At 66.6% G+C, this 18,839-nt stretch carries 16 protein-coding genes; 9 read left to right on the top strand and 7 right to left on the bottom strand.

Annotated elements, in window-relative coordinates; genetic code table 11:
* Nucleotides 1-26: 26 nt before the first annotated feature.
* From BT183_RS16135 to BT183_RS16120, 4 genes are all read right to left on the bottom strand, one after another.
* Nucleotides 27-1,175, bottom strand: a complete 1,149-nt coding sequence (locus BT183_RS16135) for a PA0069 family radical SAM protein (RefSeq protein WP_072345434.1) — start codon at nt 1,173-1,175, stop codon at nt 27-29.
* Nucleotides 1,176-1,302: 127 nt separating this feature from the next.
* Nucleotides 1,303-1,839, bottom strand: coding sequence for a molybdenum cofactor biosynthesis protein B (gene moaB / locus BT183_RS16130; RefSeq protein ID WP_072346280.1), 537 nt, complete (start codon nt 1,837-1,839; stop codon nt 1,303-1,305).
* Nucleotides 1,820-3,097, bottom strand: coding sequence for an MFS transporter (locus tag BT183_RS16125; protein WP_072345432.1), 1,278 nt, complete (start codon nt 3,095-3,097; stop codon nt 1,820-1,822). Before BT183_RS16125 ends, moaB begins: the two co-directional genes overlap by 20 nt.
* Before the next feature lie 107 nt (nt 3,098-3,204).
* The gene (locus BT183_RS16120) at nt 3,205-4,044 is read right to left on the bottom strand and encodes a uracil-DNA glycosylase (protein ID WP_342078971.1); all 840 of its coding nucleotides are present in this window, start codon (nt 4,042-4,044) and stop codon (nt 3,205-3,207) included.
* 56 nt (nt 4,045-4,100) lie between these two features.
* Here BT183_RS16120 and BT183_RS16115 point away from each other — a divergent pair, with 56 nt between their 5' ends.
* From BT183_RS16115 to BT183_RS16105, 3 genes are all read left to right on the top strand, one after another.
* Complete coding sequence (locus BT183_RS16115; RefSeq protein WP_072345428.1) at nt 4,101-5,765, top strand: electron transfer flavoprotein-ubiquinone oxidoreductase; 1,665 nt, start codon at nt 4,101-4,103, stop codon at nt 5,763-5,765.
* A 136-nt stretch (nt 5,766-5,901) separates the two neighbouring features.
* On the top strand, nt 5,902-7,698 hold the full coding sequence (locus tag BT183_RS16110) for a tetratricopeptide repeat protein (protein WP_072345426.1): 1,797 nt from the start codon (nt 5,902-5,904) through the stop codon (nt 7,696-7,698).
* Nucleotides 7,699-8,580 carry a 4-(cytidine 5'-diphospho)-2-C-methyl-D-erythritol kinase gene (locus tag BT183_RS16105; RefSeq protein WP_210185493.1) on the top strand — a complete coding sequence of 294 codons (882 nt, stop codon included), beginning with the start codon at nt 7,699-7,701 and terminating at the stop codon, nt 8,578-8,580. It begins immediately after the preceding gene.
* A gap of 144 nt (nt 8,581-8,724) precedes the next feature.
* Here the strand turns inward: BT183_RS16105 and BT183_RS16100 are convergent, their stop codons facing one another.
* On the bottom strand, nt 8,725-9,744 hold the full coding sequence (locus tag BT183_RS16100) for a polyprenyl synthetase family protein (protein WP_072345424.1): 1,020 nt from the start codon (nt 9,742-9,744) through the stop codon (nt 8,725-8,727).
* A 90-nt stretch (nt 9,745-9,834) separates the two neighbouring features.
* Between BT183_RS16100 and BT183_RS20830 the strand changes: the two genes are divergently transcribed.
* From BT183_RS20830 to BT183_RS16075, 5 genes are all read left to right on the top strand, one after another.
* Nucleotides 9,835-10,614, top strand: coding sequence for a tRNA1(Val) (adenine(37)-N6)-methyltransferase (locus BT183_RS20830; protein WP_072345421.1), 780 nt, complete (start codon nt 9,835-9,837; stop codon nt 10,612-10,614).
* A gap of 78 nt (nt 10,615-10,692) precedes the next feature.
* Complete coding sequence (locus BT183_RS16090) at nt 10,693-11,514, top strand: S49 family peptidase (protein ID WP_177282622.1); 822 nt, start codon at nt 10,693-10,695, stop codon at nt 11,512-11,514.
* Nucleotides 11,514-11,762, top strand: coding sequence for a hypothetical protein (locus BT183_RS16085; RefSeq protein WP_072345417.1), 249 nt, complete (start codon nt 11,514-11,516; stop codon nt 11,760-11,762). Before BT183_RS16090 ends, BT183_RS16085 begins: the two co-directional genes overlap by 1 nt.
* Nucleotides 11,763-11,821: 59 nt before the next feature.
* Nucleotides 11,822-13,846, top strand: a complete 2,025-nt coding sequence (gene glyS, locus BT183_RS16080; RefSeq protein ID WP_072345415.1) for a glycine--tRNA ligase subunit beta — start codon at nt 11,822-11,824, stop codon at nt 13,844-13,846.
* A gap of 82 nt (nt 13,847-13,928) precedes the next feature.
* Nucleotides 13,929-14,918, top strand: a complete 990-nt coding sequence (locus BT183_RS16075; protein WP_072345412.1) for a DUF808 domain-containing protein — start codon at nt 13,929-13,931, stop codon at nt 14,916-14,918.
* A gap of 6 nt (nt 14,919-14,924) precedes the next feature.
* On the opposite strand, the gene rnhA is transcribed toward BT183_RS16075, so the two are convergent.
* Both rnhA and ispH read right to left on the bottom strand, forming a co-directional pair.
* On the bottom strand, nt 14,925-15,368 hold the full coding sequence (gene rnhA, locus BT183_RS16070; protein WP_072345411.1) for a ribonuclease HI: 444 nt from the start codon (nt 15,366-15,368) through the stop codon (nt 14,925-14,927).
* A gap of 46 nt (nt 15,369-15,414) precedes the next feature.
* Nucleotides 15,415-16,386, bottom strand: coding sequence for a 4-hydroxy-3-methylbut-2-enyl diphosphate reductase (gene ispH / locus BT183_RS16065; protein ID WP_072345409.1), 972 nt, complete (start codon nt 16,384-16,386; stop codon nt 15,415-15,417).
* A gap of 101 nt (nt 16,387-16,487) precedes the next feature.
* On the opposite strand from ispH, the gene BT183_RS16060 reads away from it, so the two are divergent.
* Nucleotides 16,488-18,770: a putative PEP-binding protein gene (locus BT183_RS16060; RefSeq protein ID WP_072345407.1), complete on the top strand. Its 2,283-nt coding sequence runs from the start codon at nt 16,488-16,490 to the stop codon at nt 18,768-18,770.
* Nucleotides 18,771-18,839: the final 69 nt, after the last annotated feature.

Below are 18,839 nucleotides of genomic sequence, written 5' to 3'. Positions count from 1 at the left end.
ACGGCCCCGCCCGCGACCGTCGGGCCTCAGAACAGCTCGAGCTGTGCCCGCGCCGGTTCGGGCGCCTTGAAGAGATCAGTGCGCAGCGGTACGGGCTTGCGCATGAGCCCGTAGCGCTTGCGCGCCGCATCGAAGCGCTGCCGCAGCAGCACCGCATAAGGGCCTTCGCCCGTCATGCGCGACCCGAAGCGCGGATCGTTGTCGCGCCCGCCGCGCGTGTCGCGCACCAGCGCCAGCACATGCTTGACCCGATCGGGATAATGCCGCAGCAGCCATTCGCGGAAGATGTCGCGCACCTCGCCGGGAAGGCGCAGAAGGATCATCGAGGCCCATTGCGCGCCCTGGGCCGCCGCCGCATCGAGGATGCGCTCGATTTCCATGTCGTTGATCGCCGGCACTACCGGAGCGACATTGACCGAAACCGGCACCCCCGCCTCGGCCAGCAGCCGCACCGCTTCGAGCCGCTTTTCCGGGCTCGAGGCCCGCGGCTCCATCCGGCGCGACAGCTTGTGGTCCATGCTGGTGATCGACAGGGTCACCTGCGCCAGCCCCTCGCGCGCCATGGGCACCAGCAGGTCGAGATCGCGCACCACCAGCGCCGACTTGGTCGTGATCATCACCGGGTGCCGCGTTTCGGCCAAAACCTCCAGCACCGAGCGCATGATCTTGTGTTTGCGTTCGGCCGGCTGGTAGGGGTCGGTATTGGTGCCGATCGCGATGGGCTGCACCTTGTAGCGCGGATTGGCCAGTTCGGCGCGCAGCCGCTCGGCCGCATTCACCTTGAGATAGATGTCGCGCTCGAAGCTCAGGCCCGGCGAGTGGCCGAGATAGGCATGGGTGGGCCGGGCAAAGCAGTAGGAGCAGCCATGTTCGCAGCCGCGATAGGGGTTGATCGAGCGATCGAACCCGATATCGGGGCTGTCATTGCTGGTGATGATGCTCCTGGCCCGCTCCACATGCTCGATGGTCTCGAACGGCTTGAGCGGGTCTTCGGCCGCCCAGCCATCGTCGAAGGCTTCGCGCACATGCGTCTCGAACCGTCCGCTGCGATCGGACTGGGCGCCCCGGCCGCGATTGCGCAGCGGATCGACCAGCGGCCGGTCGACAAGGTCGGCATCGCGGCTGCGGCTCAGCCGCTCCAGGGCTTCGAAGGACGGGGCCACGGTGAGCGCCATCGGACATCTCCATATGCGAACCGGGGACGAATCGTCACTCGGTTAACGGAGCTTTACCGGTAGCAGTTCCACGTGAACAAAACAAGAACGAACGGGCGGGGATAACTTTCCACCCGTTCTCCAGGGCCTATTTCTCGTTGAGCCTGGGCAGCAGTTCCACGAGATTGCAGGGGGTGTGCTGGCTCGAGAGCTGATAGCGCAGGATGCCTTCCCAGGCGTCTCGCACCGCGCCGCGCGAGCCGGGCAGGACGAAGACGTAAGTGGTGCCGATCACCCCGCCCGTGGCGCGGCTCTGCAGCGTCGAGGTGCCCACATTATTGGCCGAATACATGTGGAAGAGCACAGAGAAGCCTTCCATCCGCTTGTCGAACAGCGGCTCGATGGCTTCGGGCGTCACGTCGCGGCCCGAAAAGCCGGTGCCGCCGGTGGTCAGAATGACATTGATCTCGGGGTCGGCCACCCAGGCCTGAACATGGGCGCGGATCTCCTGCCTGTCGTCCTTGCACACGGCGCGCACGGCGCAGACATGGCCGTCGGCTTCCACCATGGTCTTGAGCAGTGCACCCGCCGTATCCGTCTCGAGCGTGCGCGTATCCGATACGGCCAGCACGGCGAATTTGAGCGGAACGAAGGGCTCCTTGTCGTCAAGGACGGCCTTGAACATCATGCGTCTCCTGGTCGGGCTTGTCCTCGTCCGAACGCGGATCGAGGGCGATGGTCTGTGGGGTGGATTTGGCCGAGCCGGTCGCCATCGGGCGGAAGCGAACCCGGCCGGTCGCGTCGCGGATCGGGCGGATGCGCATGCGCAGGAAGGCAAAGACGGCCACGAGCCCATGAAAGGTCGTTGTGACCACGAACAGCGCCACCTCGCCCAGGGCGCTCATCAGCCAGCTGGCGACGGCGGGGCCGATGGCAAGGCCGATGCCGAGCACCAGCAGCATGCCGCCGGCGACGCGACCGAACTCGCCCTCCTTGGCGAAGTCGTTCGCATGCGCCACCGCGATGGCATAGATCGAATAGGCGGCAAAGCCATAAAGGCCGAAGAGGAAATAGAGCAGCACGCCCTCGGGCGGGTTGAACACCAGCATCAGCGAGCCAGCGAGTGCCGCGATGCCGCCCAGGGCGATCAGCACCATGCGGCGGTCGAACCGGTCCGAAAGCCGCCCGAACGGGATCTGCCCGATGGCGCCAAGCATGATCGTCACCGAAAACAGGAACGCGATATTGGCCGCCGTCATGCCGCGCGCATAGCCGAACACCGGGGCCAGCGTGCCGAAGGCGCCATTGGCCATGCCGACCGAGAAACTGGCGATCACCGCCACCGGCGAGGTGCGGTACAAAAGGCCAAGGTCGATCTTGGCGCTGCTCATAGGGCGGGGCTGCGGCGTCGAGGTCATGGCGCTGGGCACCAGCGCGCAGATGAAGCTGATGGCGCCCACCACGAACGGCACATAGCCGGCCGTGCCCGTCACCGACATGGCCAGCTGCCCCAGCGTCGAGGCGGCAAGGTTGATCGCGGTGTAGATCGAAAAGATCGTTCCGCGCGAACGGTTGTCCGAAACCTCGTTGAGCCAGCTCTCCACGATCATCGCCGCGCCGGCAAAGCAGAAGCCCGACAGCGCGCGCAGCAGGATCCAGGAGACGTCGTTGATCAGCAACAGGTTGAGCAGGATGGTGACGGTGCCCACAGCCGCCATCACCGAATAGGCACGCACATGGCCCACCTTCTGCACCATGCGCGGCACGGTGAGCGAGCCGGCCATGAAGCCGACCGACCAGCCGGTGCCGATCAGGCCCAGGGCGAGCAGCGAGAAGCCTTCCTCGGCACCCCGGACGGACAGCAGCAGCCCCTGCAGCCCACCCCCGAACATGAGCAGGGCCGAGCCGATGAACAGGGCGTAGATCTTGACGACAGAAGACATGGCGCTTTCGCTTGCGGACCGCTGGACGGCAGCTCGTGCCGAAGGGTCTTCTTGATGGGCAAGTCCTCCGCTTGCCGATCAAGAAAGACTAAATTCGGGCGCGCATTTCAACCCGGCAGAAGATTTTCTTTTTGCAGCGCCTCGCGCACGCTCAACAGGTCCTGCCAGGCCTGCCGCTTGGCCGAGGGCGTGCGCAGCAGGAAGGCCGGGTGCAGCGTCGCCATCGCCCTGACGCTGTGACCGCCCAGCGTCAGCTCTTTCCACTGCCCGCGAATGCGGGTGATCCCGACACTGGTTTCAAACAGCGCCTGGGTCGGCACGTTGCCCAGCGTCACCACCACGCGCGGCGCGGCCAGCGCCACCATGCGGTGGAGGAAGGGCAGGCACACCGCCAGCTCCTCGGGGGTGGGGTTGCGATTGCCCGGCGGGCGCCAGGGCACCATGTTGGCAATGAAGACCTTGTTCCGATCGAGCCCGATGGCGCCCAGCATGCGGTCGAGCAGTTGCCCGGCCCGCCCCACGAAGGGCTTGCCGATCTTGTCCTCCTCGCTGCCCGGAGCCTCCCCGATCAGCATGATCCCCGCATCCGGGTTGCCATCGGCGAACACGAGCTGGGTCGCCCGCGCCTTCAGCGAACACCCATCGAACCCCGCCATCGCCGCCTTGAGCGCATCGAGGCTGTCGGCTGCGTTGGCGAGTGCTTCCGCTTCGCGCGGATCGCCCCCGATCAGCGGCACCTGCATCGGAGCCATCGGCACGGCCGGGGCGGGGGCCGCGACCGCGGGCCTTGCGAGTCCGGGCGCGGCGTCCTTTGGCTGCGGCTTCTGCCTGAGGCTCGCCGCGAAGCGATCCACCGGCTCGTCGCCCACCGCCACGTCCACCCCGGCAGCACGGTACCATTCCAGAACCGCATGGAGTTCTGCCGGATTTAGCGGTCGATTTGCCATCATGAGTTCTGTTATGTCACAGCCGCAATGAGGCTGCCACCCGCAGGACCAAGGACGTGACGCCCGTGACAGAAGCTTCCCCCGAGCGCGAGAGCATCGAGACCGATGTCGTCATCGTCGGGGCCGGCCCCGCCGGGCTCGCCGCCGCCATCCGCCTCAAGCAGAAGGCGCCGCATCTCTCGGTCACAGTGGTCGAAAAAGCTGCCGAGATCGGCGGCCACATCCTTTCGGGCGCCGTCATGGATCCCGTCGGCATGGACGAACTCATCCCCGGCTGGCGCGAAAAGGGCGCCCCGGTGGGTCCGAAAGTCACCGCCGACACCTTCCATTTCCTCACCGCCAAAAGCGATATCGCCTTCCCCGCCGCCCTCGTGCCCCCGCTGATGCACACGCCTGACGGCGTCATCACCAGCCTCGGCGATCTCTGCCGGTGGTTGGGCGAACAGGCGATGGAGCTGGGCGTCGACATCTTCCCGATGACAGCCGCAGTGGATGTGGTCAAGGACGCCTCGGGCGCCGTGCTCGGCATCGTAACCGGCGATCTCGGGGTTGATCGCGAGGGCAAGCCGAAATCCGCCTTCGCCGCCGGCATCGAGCTGCGCGCGAAATACACCCTCATCGGGGAGGGCGCGCGCGGCTCGCTCGCCAAGCGCCTCATCGCCGGCTACGAGCTTGCCGCCAACGCCTCGCCGCAGAAATATGGCCTCGGGATCAAGGAGGTCTGGGAGATCCCCGCCGACCGTCACCAGCCCGGCCGCGTCGACCATTATCTCGGCTTTCCGCTCGATCCGCGCACCGGGGGCGGTGGCTTTTGCTACCACGCCGCGGGCAACCGCATCTATCTGGGGCTGGTGGTGCATCTCGATTATGCCAACCCCACCCTCTCGCCCTTCGACGAGTTCCAGCGCTTCAAGACCCATCCCTCCATCGCCCGGCTGCTCGATGGGGCCAAGCGCATCTCCTATGGCGCCCGCGCGCTCACGGCAGGCGGCTGGCAGTCGATCCCCGACCTCGCCTTCCCGGGCGGCGCGTTGATGGGCTGCGCGGCGGGTTTCATGAACGCCCCGCGCCTCAAGGCCATCCACAACGCCATCCGCTCGGGCATCGCTACCGCCGATGTCGTGGCCGGCGCCATCGCCGAGGGCCGTGCTCATGACCGGCTCGATGCCCTGCAGAAAGCCGTGCTCGAGAGCGGCATCGCCGCCGAACTGAAGCCCGTGCGCAACATGAAGCCGCTGTGGAGCCGCTTCGGGCTTTATTTGGGGGTGGGCCTGGCCGGTATCGAGATGTGGATGCAGAGCCTCTTCAAGGGCTCGCCGCTGGGCACGCTGCGCCATGCCAAGCCCGACTACGCTGCCCTCAAGCCCAGGGCAGAGGTTTCGCCCAAGGCCTATGAGCGGCCCGACGGCGTCACCCGTTTCGACCGCACCTCCTCGGTCTTTCTCGCCAATCTCTCCCACGACGAGGATCAGCCCGTGCATCTGCGGCTCGCCGATCCGGCGATCCCGATTGCGCGCAACCTGCCCGTCTATGGCGAGCCGGCGCCGCTCTATTGCCCGGCCGGGGTCTATGAGGTGGTCGAGGAAAATGGCGCGCCGCGCTTTCGCATCAACGCGCAGAACTGCGTGCACTGCAAGACCTGCGACATCAAGGATCCGGCCCAGAACATCACCTGGGTTCCCCCTGAAGGGGGCAGCGGGCCCAATTATGTCGGCATGTAGAGGCGCGATCGGGGCAGGGGCCTTGCGGCACAAGTTCGTGTGAGCCGGGCTGCCCTCTTGCGCGGCAGTCGCAAAATCGCCACTGTTTGCTTGACCCCCTAGCTCCGAAGATCCCGATCCCGGAGGCCTTGTGCCAGTGACTGTCCTTCCGCGCCGCCTGCTCCACACCTGCCTCGCCATTCTGGGCGTGGCGGTCTTTTCGGCGCCGGTTTTGGCGCAATCCACCTTCGGCGTCGCTCCCATCACGGCGACGGGAGGATTCCTCGCCGGCCAGCAGGCGATGCAGGATCTGCGCACCACCGAGGCCGCGCGCTATCTGCGCCGCGCCGCCGATGAGGATTACGACAATCCCCTCATCATCGAGAGCGCCATGATCGCGCTCGCCGCTGCCGGTGATATCGCCCATGCCGCGACGCTTGCGGGCCATTTCATCGACCTCACCGAAGGCAGCGACGTGGCGAGCCTCATCGCCGGCACCGATGCGGTCAAGGAAGGGGATTATCCGGCCGCCTTGGTCATGCTCGAGGATATCGGCGCCGACAGTTTCGTGGCGCTCACCGGGTCGGTGCTCAAGGCCTGGGCGCAGACGGCCGAGGGCGACCTCGAGGCCGCCTTCGCCACCCTCGATGGGGTGGCGCAGGGCGGGCTCGGCGATTTCCTCGTCTTCCACCGGGCGCTGATGGCCGATTATGCCGGGCAGAAGGATGAGGCCATCCGCCTTGCCGCCGAAGCCTATGAGCTCAATCCCGGCGTGCCGCGCATCGTCGAAGCCTATGCCCGCATGCTGGGCAATGACGGGCAGTTCGATGCGGCGCGCGAAGCCATCGACAAATATGTCGAGGGCGGCGGCAGCCACCCGCTGGTCGCGCTCGTGCTCGCCGATATCGAGGCCGGCCGTGCGCCGGGCCCCTTCGCCGCCACCGTCCCGGCCGGCGCCTCCGAGATGTTCCATGGCCTTGGTGCCGCGCTTGCAGGCGATCGCGCCAACCAGACGGCGGTGATCTTCCTGCGGCTCGGCCAGTTCCTCAATCCGCGCTCCGATACCATTCCGCTGCTGCTTGGGCAGATCTACGATCTGGCCGGCAATCACGAGGAAGCCAACCGCATCTATGATGCGGTTCCGGCCGCTTCGCCGATGAAGTCGGCGGCCGTGATCCGCATGGCCGACAATTACAGCGCCATGGACGATCTCGACGAGGCCTTGAGGCGCCTGCGCAACATCGTGGTGGCCGAGCCCGGCAACACCGATGCGCTGGCCGTTCTGGGCGATCTGGAGCGCACCAACGAGCTCTGGGCCGAGGCCGCCGCGACCTATTCCAAGCTCATCGATGCCATTCCGGGCGACCGGCAGGGCGACTGGCGCTATTACTATGTCCGCGGCATGGCCTATGAGCGCAACAAGGAATGGCCCAAGGCCGAGGCCGATTTCAAGCGCGCCCTCGAGCTCAATCCCGATCAGCCCCAGGTGCTCAACTACCTGGGCTATAGCTGGGTCGATCAGGGCATGAATCTCGAACCCGCCCTCGAAATGATCGAGCGTGCCGTCGCCGCCGCGCCCAATGACGGCTACATTATCGACAGCCTCGGCTGGGCCTTCTACCGGCTCGGTCGCTACGAGGATGCAGTGGTGGAGCTCGAGAAGGCCGTCCGCCTGCTGCCCAACGATCCCGAGATCAACGACCATCTCGGCGATGCCTACTGGAAGGCCGGACGCAAGCTGGAAGCGCGCTTCCAGTGGAGCATCGCCATCGATGTCGATGACAAGGGCACCGTGCGCGAACGGGCCATTCCCAAGCTGACCGATCCCGAGGGTCATGTGGGCGATGGCAGCGAGGAAGCCGAAGAGGCCGATGCGCCCGAGGCTGAAGTCGTTCCGGAAATCCGTGCCGATGCCGACACGGCTGCGCCCTCCGAGACCCCGAAGGCAAACTGAGTGCTCGATCCGGCCCCGATCGTCGAGGCGGCTCCGGCCAAGATCAACCTCGCCTTGCACGTCACCGGGCGCCGGCCCGATGGCTATCATGAGCTCGAAAGCCTCGTCGTTTTCGCCGAGGTGGGCGACGAGCTTGTGGCCGTGCCCTCGGAGCGGGATGGGCTCACCATCGAGGGCCCCTTCGCCGGAGCGCTGAGCGGCGGGGGCGACAACCTCGTCACGCGCGCGCTGTCGGCCTTCCGGGCCCGCTGGCCCGAAGCGGTGCCCGAGGCCTACCACTTCACCTTGCGCAAGAATCTGCCCGTGGCGGCGGGCCTGGGCGGCGGTTCGGCCGATGCGGCGGCCCTTTTGCGCTTCATGCAGTCGCGCTCGGCCACCCCCGTGCCGCTCCCCGAGCTGTCCGCGATCGCTGCCGCGCTGGGCGCCGATATTCCTGTCTGCCTGCTCTCGCGGCCCTCGGAGGTGCGCGGAGTGGGGGAGATCATCCATCCGCTTAAGGCGTTTCCGCCGCTCTTTGTGGTGCTGGTCAATCCCTTGATCGCCGTGCCAACCGCCGATGTCTTCCGCCGGCTCGAAAAGCGCGACAACCCGCCCATGCCGGCATTGCCCGATCCGCTGACCCGGCCGGCGCAACTGGCCATCTGGCTTGCCGGCACGCGCAACGACCTCGAGCCACCCGCTTTCGCTCTCGTACCCCGCGTGGCCGAGATGGTCGCGCGCATCGGCCGCACCGAGGGCTGTCTTCTTGCCCGCATGTCGGGATCAGGCGGCACGAGCTTCGGGCTTTACGGATCTGAAGCCCTCGCCCACCAGGCCGCCCACGACCTGCGCTCCGACTGGCCCCAATCCTGGGTCGCCGCCGCCCCCCTGGTCCAGCCCTGAGGGCCTGAGCCCTCGGCGATCCTCATCCAGAGCCGATGAGGGCCTCTCAATCACTCGACACATGGCAATGAGACCCTCATCCTGAGGTGCTTTGCGCAAGCAAAGCCTCGAAGGACGAGGGGCGGGCCCTGCGGCCAGATACCCTTAATACGCCCGCGCCACCGTGAAATCGGCAATGTCGGTGAGGAGCGCCTTCATCTCGCTTTCGCGCAGCCCGGAGATCGCCGCCTTGGCGGCATCGGCATGGTCCTGGGCCTGGGCCAGAGTGCGCGTCAGCGTGCCGTGCCGGTTGAAGATCGCCACGACCTGCGCCAGAACGCCATCGGGCGTTTCGGGATTGCCGAGCGCTGAAGCGACGATCTCGCGTTCGGCCGGGTTGCCCTCGGCCAAAGCGAGGATCACCGGCAGGGTCATCTTGCCCTCGCGCAGGTCATCGCCGATGTTCTTGCCCAAGGTGCCGCTCTCGCCGCGATAGTCGAGCACGTCGTCCACCAGCTGGAAGGCGCAGCCCAGTTCGCGGCCATAAAGCCGCAGCGCCTCGCGCCCCTCGGCATCGGCGCCGCCGGCCATGGCACCGACTTCGCAGGCCGCCTCAAAGAGCGTAGCGGTCTTGGCGCGGATCACCTGGGCATAATCATCGGGCGTGGCGCTGAGATCGCGCGCCTTGGCGAGCTGGAACACTTCGCCCTCGGCAATGATCGCGGCAGCCTTGGCCAGTACGCCCAGGGCCTCGATATCGCCGGTCTCGACCATCATCATGAAGGCCTGGCCCAAAAGAAAGTCGCCCACCAGCACGCTGGCCTGGTTGCCCCAGATCACGCGCGCTGCCGGCCGGCCGCGCCGCATGTCGCTTTCATCCACCACATCGTCATGCAAAAGCGTGGCGTTGTGCATGAATTCGACCGCCGCCGCGAAGCGGATCTGTGCGCCGTTCGGCGTCTCGAACAGCGCGGCAGCAGCCACCGTCAGCATCGGGCGCAGCCGCTTGCCGCCGGCCTCGATCAGGTAGCGGGCGAGCTCGGGAACCATCTCCACATGCGAATCGGCACGCTCGAGGATAAGCGCATTGACCTTGGCCATGTCGGCCGCCGTCTCCGAAAGCAGACGATCCAGCGCGCCGGTTGCGGCCGACTGGGTGGAAAGGGGTACTGCCGATGCCGCCATTGGATCCTCGTTTGCCGTCCGGCAAATCCGGTTGAGCGCCGCGTCCGCGGCCATATAGTGCCCGTCTCAGGCAAACCGGTCCACGCTGCGATGTCCCTAGACCACCCCGGCGCCGATGTAAAACCTCATTCGATAACGCGTGACGCGTTTTTGGGTGGGAGGTTGAATCTGTCGCAGCCCAGACACGGTTTCAGGGCGGGCCTCGACTCCGTGCTTTTGGGCACGAGTTTGAGCGAGAATCGACAGGATTTCATCGATATCGGCGCGGGCGTGGGCACGGCTGCGCTTGTTGCGCTCGCCCATGGTGCGCGCCACGCCACGCTCGTCGAGATTGATCCGGCAACAGCCGAGCTTGCGCGCGCCAATGTCGCCGCCAATGGCTTTGCCGAGCGGGCCGAGGTGGTTACGCTCGATATTCTCGCGGCAGGGGCCGCCCGCATCGCCGCCGGACTGGCCCCAGACCGGTATGACGCCGTCATCGCCAACCCGCCCTTCTTCGCCGAAGCCGAAGGCACCCTGGCACCGGCCAATTCCCGCCGCATCGCCCGCCACATGCCCGCCGAAGCGCTCGATCTCTGGGTCAAGGCAGCCGCCGGGCTGGCGGGGCCGGGGGCCGAAATCCTCTTCATCCTGCCCGCCGAACGCCTTGGCCCGCTTCTGGCGGGGTTCGAAAAGCGGTTTGGTGCCATAACCATACTACCCCTGTCCCCGCGGCTGGGGGAGAAGGCGAGCCGCATCCTCCTGCGCGGCATCAAGGGCTCCCGGGCCCCCCTGACGCTTCTGCCCAGCCGCGCCCTCCACGGACCGGATGGCGGTTTTGCGCCCGAATTCGAAGCGATCTTCCGCGGTCAGGACCGGCTCCACTGGTAAAGCCGGCCGCGCCGCCCTAGATAGAAAAGACGGGGATTTGACCGGCAAGGGCTTGAAATGGCTGAGCGCAGCGGCGGAATCATGGGCTGGATCAGGCGCCGGCTCGGCAAGGACGGTCCGGTCATTCCGGTGGTCCGCCTGCATGGCGTCATCGCCGCCGAAGCCCGGCCCGGCCGGCTCAACATCAACGGCGTCGCCCCGCTGCTCGACCGTGCCTTCGGCATGAAGGCGGCGCCGGCAGTCGTCATCGTCGTCAATTCCCCCGGCGGTTCACCCGTCCAGTCCCGGCTCATCGCCAAGCGCATCCGCGATCTCGCACGGGAAAAAGCCAAGCGCGTCATAGTGTTGGTGGAGGATGCCGCGGCGTCCGGTGGCTATTTCATCGCCGTGGCCGGGGATGAAATCATCGCTGATCCCTCCTCCATCGTGGGGTCGATCGGGGTGATTTTCGCCGGCTTCGGCTTTGTAGAGGCCATCGAAAAGCTTGGGATCACCCGTCGGGTCCATACGGCCGGCACGAACAAATCGACGCTCGATCCCTTCCTGCCGGAAAAGCCGGAGGATGTGGCCCGCATCAAGCAGGTCGAAACCGAAATCCATCAGGTCTTCATAGACTTCGTGAAGGAGCGCCGGGGCGGTAAGCTCACCGCGCCCGATGCCGAACTCTTCACCGGCGAATGGTGGACCGGGGTTTCAGGCCTGCGACTGGGCCTCGTCGATGCCTTGGGCGACCTCCACTCCGAAGTGCGTCGGCGCTTTGGCGAAGACGCCCGCATCAAGATCATCGAGCCCAAGCGCCCGCTCTTCGGGCTGCCGCGCATCGGGATCGGCGCCACGCTCGCGCAGGACATTGGAACCACGCTTGAAGACAAGGCCCTGTGGGCCCGGTTCGGCCTCTGATGAACGGCTCGATGTTCCGCGTCATCGTCATTATCCTCATACTGGGCCTCATCTATTTTGGGCTGAGGCGGATCTGGCGCGACTGGTCGGGTCGCTTCCGCGAACTCGACAAGGCCCAGCGCGATCAGGATCTGGCGAAGCGCCAACGTGACCTCGCCGAACGGCAGCGGCCCGACGTGATCGATCTCAAGCGCGACAAGGACGGCAAGTTCCGGCCCGGCGGACGGGACGACGCCGACCGCTCGTGATGGACTTTGCCGCCAGCCCTTGCTAGGCAGTCGCGGCCCTCGTTCTCACCGGTTCCGTCATGCCCGATCTTCTGCTCGAGTTGTTCTCCGAAGAGATTCCGGCCCGCTTCCAGCGCCGCGCCGCCGAAGATCTCAAGAAGGCCGTGACGAACGCGCTGGTCGATGCCGGTCTTCTCTATGAAGGCGCCCGTGCCTTTGCCACGCCGCGTCGGCTGGCGCTGACGGTTGCCGGCATCCCGGCCCGATCGCCCGACAGCAGCGAGGAGCGCAAGGGGCCGCGCGTCGGCGCCCCCGCCCAGGCGATCGAAGGCTTCCTGAAGGCCGCGGGGCTGTCCTCGATCGAGGACGCTGAGATCGTCTCTGATCCCAAGAAGGGCGAGTTCTATGTCGCGCGCATCGCAAAGACGGGTGCGCCGGCCGAGGTGATCTTGGCCGAGGCGTTGCCCCGCATCATCAACGAATTTCCCTGGCCGAAATCCATGCGCTGGGGCGCCGGCCGGATGAACTGGGTCCGGCCCCTGCGCGCCATCACCGCGACCTTCGGGCCCGAGACCGAGGAACCGGTCGTGGTGCGGTTTTCCGTCGATGGTCTTGCATCCGGCCAGACCACGTTCGGCCATCGCTTCCTATCGCCCGATGCCATCCGCGTCCGGCGCTTCGATGACTATTCGACCGCGCTCGAACGCGCCCATGTCGTGCTCGATGCCGATCGGCGCAAGGACATCATCCGATCGGAGGCCGACCATCTCGCCTTTGCGCGCGGGCTCAGCGTCATTCATGACGAGGGGCTGCTCGACGAGGTCGCCGGGCTCGTCGAATGGCCTGTCGTGATGATGGGGTCGTTCGACCCCGCCTTCCTCTCGGTGCCCGAAGAGGTGATCATCGCAACGATCCGCGCCAACCAGAAATGCTTCTGCCTGCGCGGCCCCGATGGCAAGCTGGCGCCCAATTTCATCATCATCGCCAATACTGTAGCCGAGGATGGCGGCGACGCGATCATCGCCGGCAATGCCCGCGTCATCCGCGCGCGGCTCTCGGATGCAAAGTTCTTCTACGAGCATGATCTGGCGACCCCCCTCGAGGCGGGCCTACCCAAGCTCGCGGATTCGGTGTTCCACGCCAGGCTCGGCAGCCAGATGGAGCGCGTCGACCGGATCGAGAAACTGGCGGTGGCGCTCGCCCCGCAGGTGGGTGCCGATCCCGAACGCGTTGCGCGTGCGGCGCGGCTCGCCAAGGCCGATCTGATGACCGGCATGGTGGGTGAATTCCCAGAATTGCAGGGGCTGATGGGCCGTTATTACGCCACGGCCCAGGGCGAGCATTCCTCCGTGGCCACGGCCGTCGAAGATCACTACAAGCCGCTGGGCCCCACCGATCGCGTGCCCACCGACAAGGTAGCCATCGCCGTGGCGCTGGCCGACAAGCTCGACCTCCTGACGGGCTTCTGGTCGATCAACGAAAAGCCGACCGGATCGCGCGATCCCTTCGCGCTGCGCCGCGCGGCGCTGGGCGTTATCCGCATCGTTTCCGAGAATGCCTTGCGGCTGCCGCTCGCCGTCGAGCCGGACCTGCTGGCCTTCTTCCACGATCGGCTCAAGGTCACGCTGCGCGATGCCGGGGCCCGGCACGACCTCGTCGATGCGGTGATCACCGCAGACAGCAACGACATCCTCGAAATCACCCGCCGCGTCGAAGCGCTGTCGGGCATGCTGGCCTCCGATGACGGCGCCAACCTCTTGGCCGGTTATCGCCGCGCCGCCAACATTCTCGCCGCCGAGGAAAAGAAGGATGGCAGGAGCTATCCGGGTCTGATCGAGCCGGCATTGCTACGCATGCCCGAGGAATCGGCGCTCGCCGACGCGGTGCATGCCGGCGCCGAGACGGTGTCGGATCGGGTTGCGGCCGATGATTATGCCGCCGCCGTTTCGGCACTCGCGACGCTGAGGCGCCCCGTCGATGCGTTCTTCGAGGCCGTGCTCGTCAACGATGCCGACCCGGCCGTGCGCGAGAACCGGCTCAACCTTCTGGCGCGGCTGCGCGATACCATGCGGATGGTCGCAGATTTTTCCAAGGTTGCCGGATAGATCGGGCAGCTGACGCGTTGCTGGGGTTCGCGCCGCCAATCCGGCGGAGCGCACCCCTTGATCATCTGGAGGCCTTACGGCCATGAGCGTTGGACTGCTCGCACTGCTCGACGACGTGGCCGGCCTCGCAAAGGTCGCGGCAGCATCCATAGACGATGTGGCGGGGCAGGCGGCCAAGGCCGGCATGAAGGCTGCCGGGGCCGTGATCGACGACGCCGCGGTCACCCCGCGCTATGTCGATGGCTTCGCCTCCGACCGGGAATTGCCCATCGTCTGGCGCATTGCGCGGGGCTCGCTGTTCAACAAGCTGGTGCTGCTGCTTCCCGCCGCGCTGCTGCTGAGCGTTTTCCTGCCCGGCATCATCACGCCGCTGCTGATGCTGGGTGGGCTTTATCTCTGTTACGAGGGTGCCGAAAAGGTCTTCCACGCCTTGAGGCCGCATGATGCCGAAGGGCACGAGGCCAAGCTCGAGCCCGTCGCGCTCGATCCCAAGACGGTGGAAGACACGCGTGTTGCTGGCGCCATCAAGACCGATTTCATCCTGTCAGCCGAGATCATGACGATCGCCCTTGCGGAAATTCCCGAGGGCGATCTCGTGATGCGCGCTGCCGTGCTGGCGATGGTGGCCGTGGCCATCACCTTTGCCGTCTATGGTGCCGTTGCGCTGATCCTCAAGGCCGATGATTTCGGGGTGTTGCTCGCCCGCAAGGGCCGCACCGGCTTCGGGCGCGGTTTCGGCAAATGGCTCGTCCGCGCCATGCCTGGCTTCATGACCGGCCTCGGCGTCGTCGGCACGGCCGCGATGATCTGGGTGGGCGGCGGCATCGTGCTGCACGGGCTCGCAGCGTTCGGCCTCTCCGGCCCCGAGCATCTCTTCGAGGACATCGCCCACGCCGTGTCGGCATCCGTGCCGGCCATCGAGGGGCTTTTGCACTGGCTGACGATGGCGGTGCTGTCTGGCGTCGTCGGTATCGCGCTCGGCGCGCTGCTGATCCCCATCGCCGAGCACGTCATCGCCCCGCTGCTGCGGGCAGCAAAGCATCTGCTCCCCAAGCGGAAGAAGACCACGTAAGCGAGGTCAGCTGCGCTTCTGCTTGAACGGCGCCATGCCTTCATTGGCCAGCTGATCGGCGCGCTCGTTCATCTCGTCACCATTGTGGCCCTTGACCCAGTGCCAGACGATCTCGTGGCGCGACACGGCCTCGTCAAGGGCCTGCCAGAGCTCGGCATTCTTGACCGGCTTCTTGTCGGCGGTGCGCCAGCCATTGCGCTTCCAGCCCTTGATCCAGGTGGTGAGCCCGTTCTTTACATACTGGCTGTCGGTGTGGAGGGCGACCTTGCAGGGGCGCTTGAGCGCGTTGAGCGCCTCGATGGCAGCGGTCAGCTCCATCCGGTTATTGGTGGTGTGAGCCTCGCCGCCCTTCAGTTCCTTGATGGTTTCGCCATGGGCGAGCACGGCGCCCCAGCCGCCCGGACCGGGATTGCCAGAGCAGGCGCCATCGGTATGGATGACGACCGTCATATCCGCGCATCCACGCGGGGCAGCCGGCCCGTATCGAGCAAACCCCTCATCGACCGGCTGAAACTTCCATGTCGCGCAAGACGCGGGGGATGTTGAAGGCGATCGTCTCGCGCGCTGTCACCTTGGTGCCCACGGTGATCTCATAGCGCTGGGCAAAGGCTTCGATCACCTCGTCCACGAGCTTTTCGGGCGCCGAAGCACCGGCGGTGACCCCGAGGCGCCGGATACCAGTGAACTGGCTCCAGTCGATCTGGTCGGCCCGGTCGACGAGAAAGGCGCGCGAGCAGCCGGCGCGGCGGGCCACTTCCACGAGCCGAACAGAGTTCGAGGAGGTCGGGGAACCCACAACCACCATCGCATCCACTTCAGGCGCCACGGCCTTCACCGCTTCCTGCCGGTTGGTGGTGGCGTAGCAGATGTCTTCCTTGTGCGGGCTCGTGATCGAGGGAAAGCGCCGCTGCAGGATGCCCACGATCTCGGCGGTATCATCCACCGAGAGGGTGGTCTGGGTCACGAAGGCGAGGTTTGCCGGGTCGCGCGGCATGAACGCCTCTGCGTCGGCCGCGTCCTCGATGAGGCTGATGGCGCCATCGGGCAGTTGCCCCATGGTGCCAATGACTTCGGGATGGCCGGCATGGCCGATGAGCACGATCTCGTGCCCCGCCTCGAAATGGCGCTGGGCTTCCACATGCACCTTCGAGACCAGCGGGCAGGTGGCATCGAGAAAGAACATCTCGCGCTGCCGCGCATCGGCGGGCACGCTCTTGGGCACGCCGTGCGCGGAAAACACCACCGGCTTGCCGGTATCGGGGATCTCGTCGAGTTCCTCGACGAACACGGCGCCCTTGGCCTTGAGGCCATCGACGACATATTTGTTGTGCACGATGGCGTGGCGCACATAGACCGGCGCGCCGTATTTCTCGAGCGCCAGCTCCACGATCTGGATGGCGCGATCCACCCCGGCGCAGAAGCCGCGCGGGGCACACAGCGTGATGTCAAGTTGCGGCCGTTTTTCCATACGAGATCAGATGCTTTCTCGGCCCTGCCGAGTCAAGTGCTGTTGCGGCGGCACGCCCCCGAAGGCAATATGGGCCCATCGCGCCCCGCGAGGACACGTCTTTGAGCCTGGCCCAGGAAATCTTCGCCGTCGCACCGGCTTATGGGCAGGCCGTGCTTTCGGCCCGACAGCGCGAACTGCTGGCCGGCAAGGCTCTGTGGCTGCGCATGGCGCTCGAGGCCGGTCTGCCTGTCGCCCCCACGATCTGTATTTCGCGCGCCGCATGGGAAGAACTCAAGGGCACCGGCAAGCTCGCCGAATCGCGGCTCCGGACCCATTGGGTTGCAACGCTCTTTCGCCTCGTGGGGCAGGATGGGCGTACGCCCGATCTCGTGGTGCGCACGTCGGCGCGTCGCCATGCCCCGGGCTTGATGCCGGCTGAAATCGGGCTGGCTGCACCGGCAAGGCCCCGCGCCGCCGTCGATCCGTCGCTGCCCTTCGGGCGCGCCATCGAGGAGGCCTTCGCCTCCTATGCGTCGCTCGCGCTGATGGGCGGGCCCGATGCCGAGGCTGAGCGGCAGATCGTCATCGTGCAGGCCTTCATCCCGGAAATGATCGGGCGGTTCCTCACGCGTCATGCGCAGACGGGGCGGATGGGTCCCGCGCCCGATGGTCGCAATCCGCTGCCCTCCCTGCCGGCGGACAGCGCTGTTCTGGCGCAGCGGCTCGATCGCGCCTTCGGCCGTCATATGGGGTGCCTCGTGGCCAGCGACGGCAGATCGGTCACCATCGTGTCGCTGCGACCGGTCGAGCCGGCCCCGGCTGCCGAACTCGAGGCGGCCGTCGATCGGGTGACGCGGGGCGACTGGACCGAGCGCCAGGCGGTCGAGGCCATCGATCCGGCGCGCCTCGCCCAATTGCTGCATCCCCGCATCGCCTCCGAGCAGGGGGGACTGGTCATTGCCTCCGGGCTCGGCGTCTCGCCGGGCGCAGCCAGCGGGGTCATCGTCTTCACCTCCGAGGATGCGGCGCGTCTGAGGGCCCGGGGGCGCCACTGCATCCTCGTCGTCACCGAAACCGGCCCCACCGACATTGACGGCATGAAGGCGGCTACCGGCATTCTGACCGCGCGCGGCGGCATGACCAGCCATGCTGCGGTGGTCGCACGCATCACCGGCAAGCCCTGCGTTGCCGGCGTGCGGACGCTGAGCGTCAATCTGGGCGAGATGTTGTGCCGGATCGGGGATCGCGAGTTCCGCCAGGGTGACATGCTCACCATCGATGGCAGCGACGGCCAGGTCTATCTGGGCAGCCTGCCGCTGAGCCAGCCCCATATCGGGGGCGCCATCGGCCGGCTCCTGGGCTGGTCCGATGCCGACCGGCGCATCGCAGTGCGCACGAATGTCGAGACGGTGGAATCGGCCCGCACCGCGCTCTCCTTCGGGGCCGAGGGCATCGGGCTAGCGCGGTCCGAGCACATGTTCTTTTCGCGCGATCGCATGGTGGCGCTGCGCCGCATGATCCTCTCGGAGGATGAATCGGACCGGGCCGAGGCGCTGACCGGTCTCGTCGATTTCCAGACCGGCGATTATGCGGCCATTTTTTCCACGATGGCCGGGCGGCCCGTCACCGTCCGCCTCTTCGATCCGCCGCTGCATGAATTCCTGCCCCGCACCGACGAGGATATCGAGGAGACGGCGCAGTCGCTCGGGCTTGGCGTGCGGGCCCTGCGCCTGCGGCTCGACCGCATCGCCGAGATCAACCCCATGCTGGGGCATCGCGGCGTGCGGCTGGCCATCACCTATCCCGAAATCCTCGAAATGCAGGTGCAGGCGCTGATGGCCGGCCTGCGCCAGGCGTCGGCCCGCCAGAGCGAACCGATTACGCTCGAGGTCATGGTGCCCTTCGTGTCGACGGCGCGTGAGGTGGTCTGGATCCGCGATCGCGTGATGGCCATCGTGGATGCTGCCAACCTGCCGCCAGAAGCGCGCCAGCGCTTCTCGTTCGGCACGATGATCGAATTGCCCCGCGCCGCGCTGCGTGCCGAGGCCATTGCCCCGTCGGTGGATTTCTTCTCGTTTGGCACCAACGACCTGACCCAGACCACCTTCGGCATCTCGAGGGACGATGCGCCGGCCTTTCTTGCCGCCTATCAGCGCAAGGGGCTTTACGACCGCGACCCGTTCGTCACCCTCGACCAGGCCGGGGTAGGGGAACTCATCGCCATGGCGATCGCACGCGGACGGGCGGGAAACCCGAACCTCAAGATCGGCATCTGCGGCGAGCATGCCGGCGATCCGGAATCGCTGCGCTTTTTCGCCGGGCTTGGCGTCGATTATGTCAGTTGCTCGCCCTACCGGATCCCGGTGGCCCGTTTGGCGCTGGCCCAGGCCGCTAAAGGCTGAGCCGGCTGTCGCGGCGCCCGGGGAGCGGGCAACGGCCTACCGCCTCGAAATCACGCCCTCTCTGCCCGC

This window comes from Devosia enhydra, assembly GCF_900119845.1.
In the GTDB taxonomy this organism is placed as follows: domain Bacteria; phylum Pseudomonadota; class Alphaproteobacteria; order Rhizobiales; family Devosiaceae; genus FPKU01.
The sequence above is the reverse complement of the archived record's forward strand: the minus strand, read 5'-3'. Positions and strand labels throughout refer to the sequence as shown.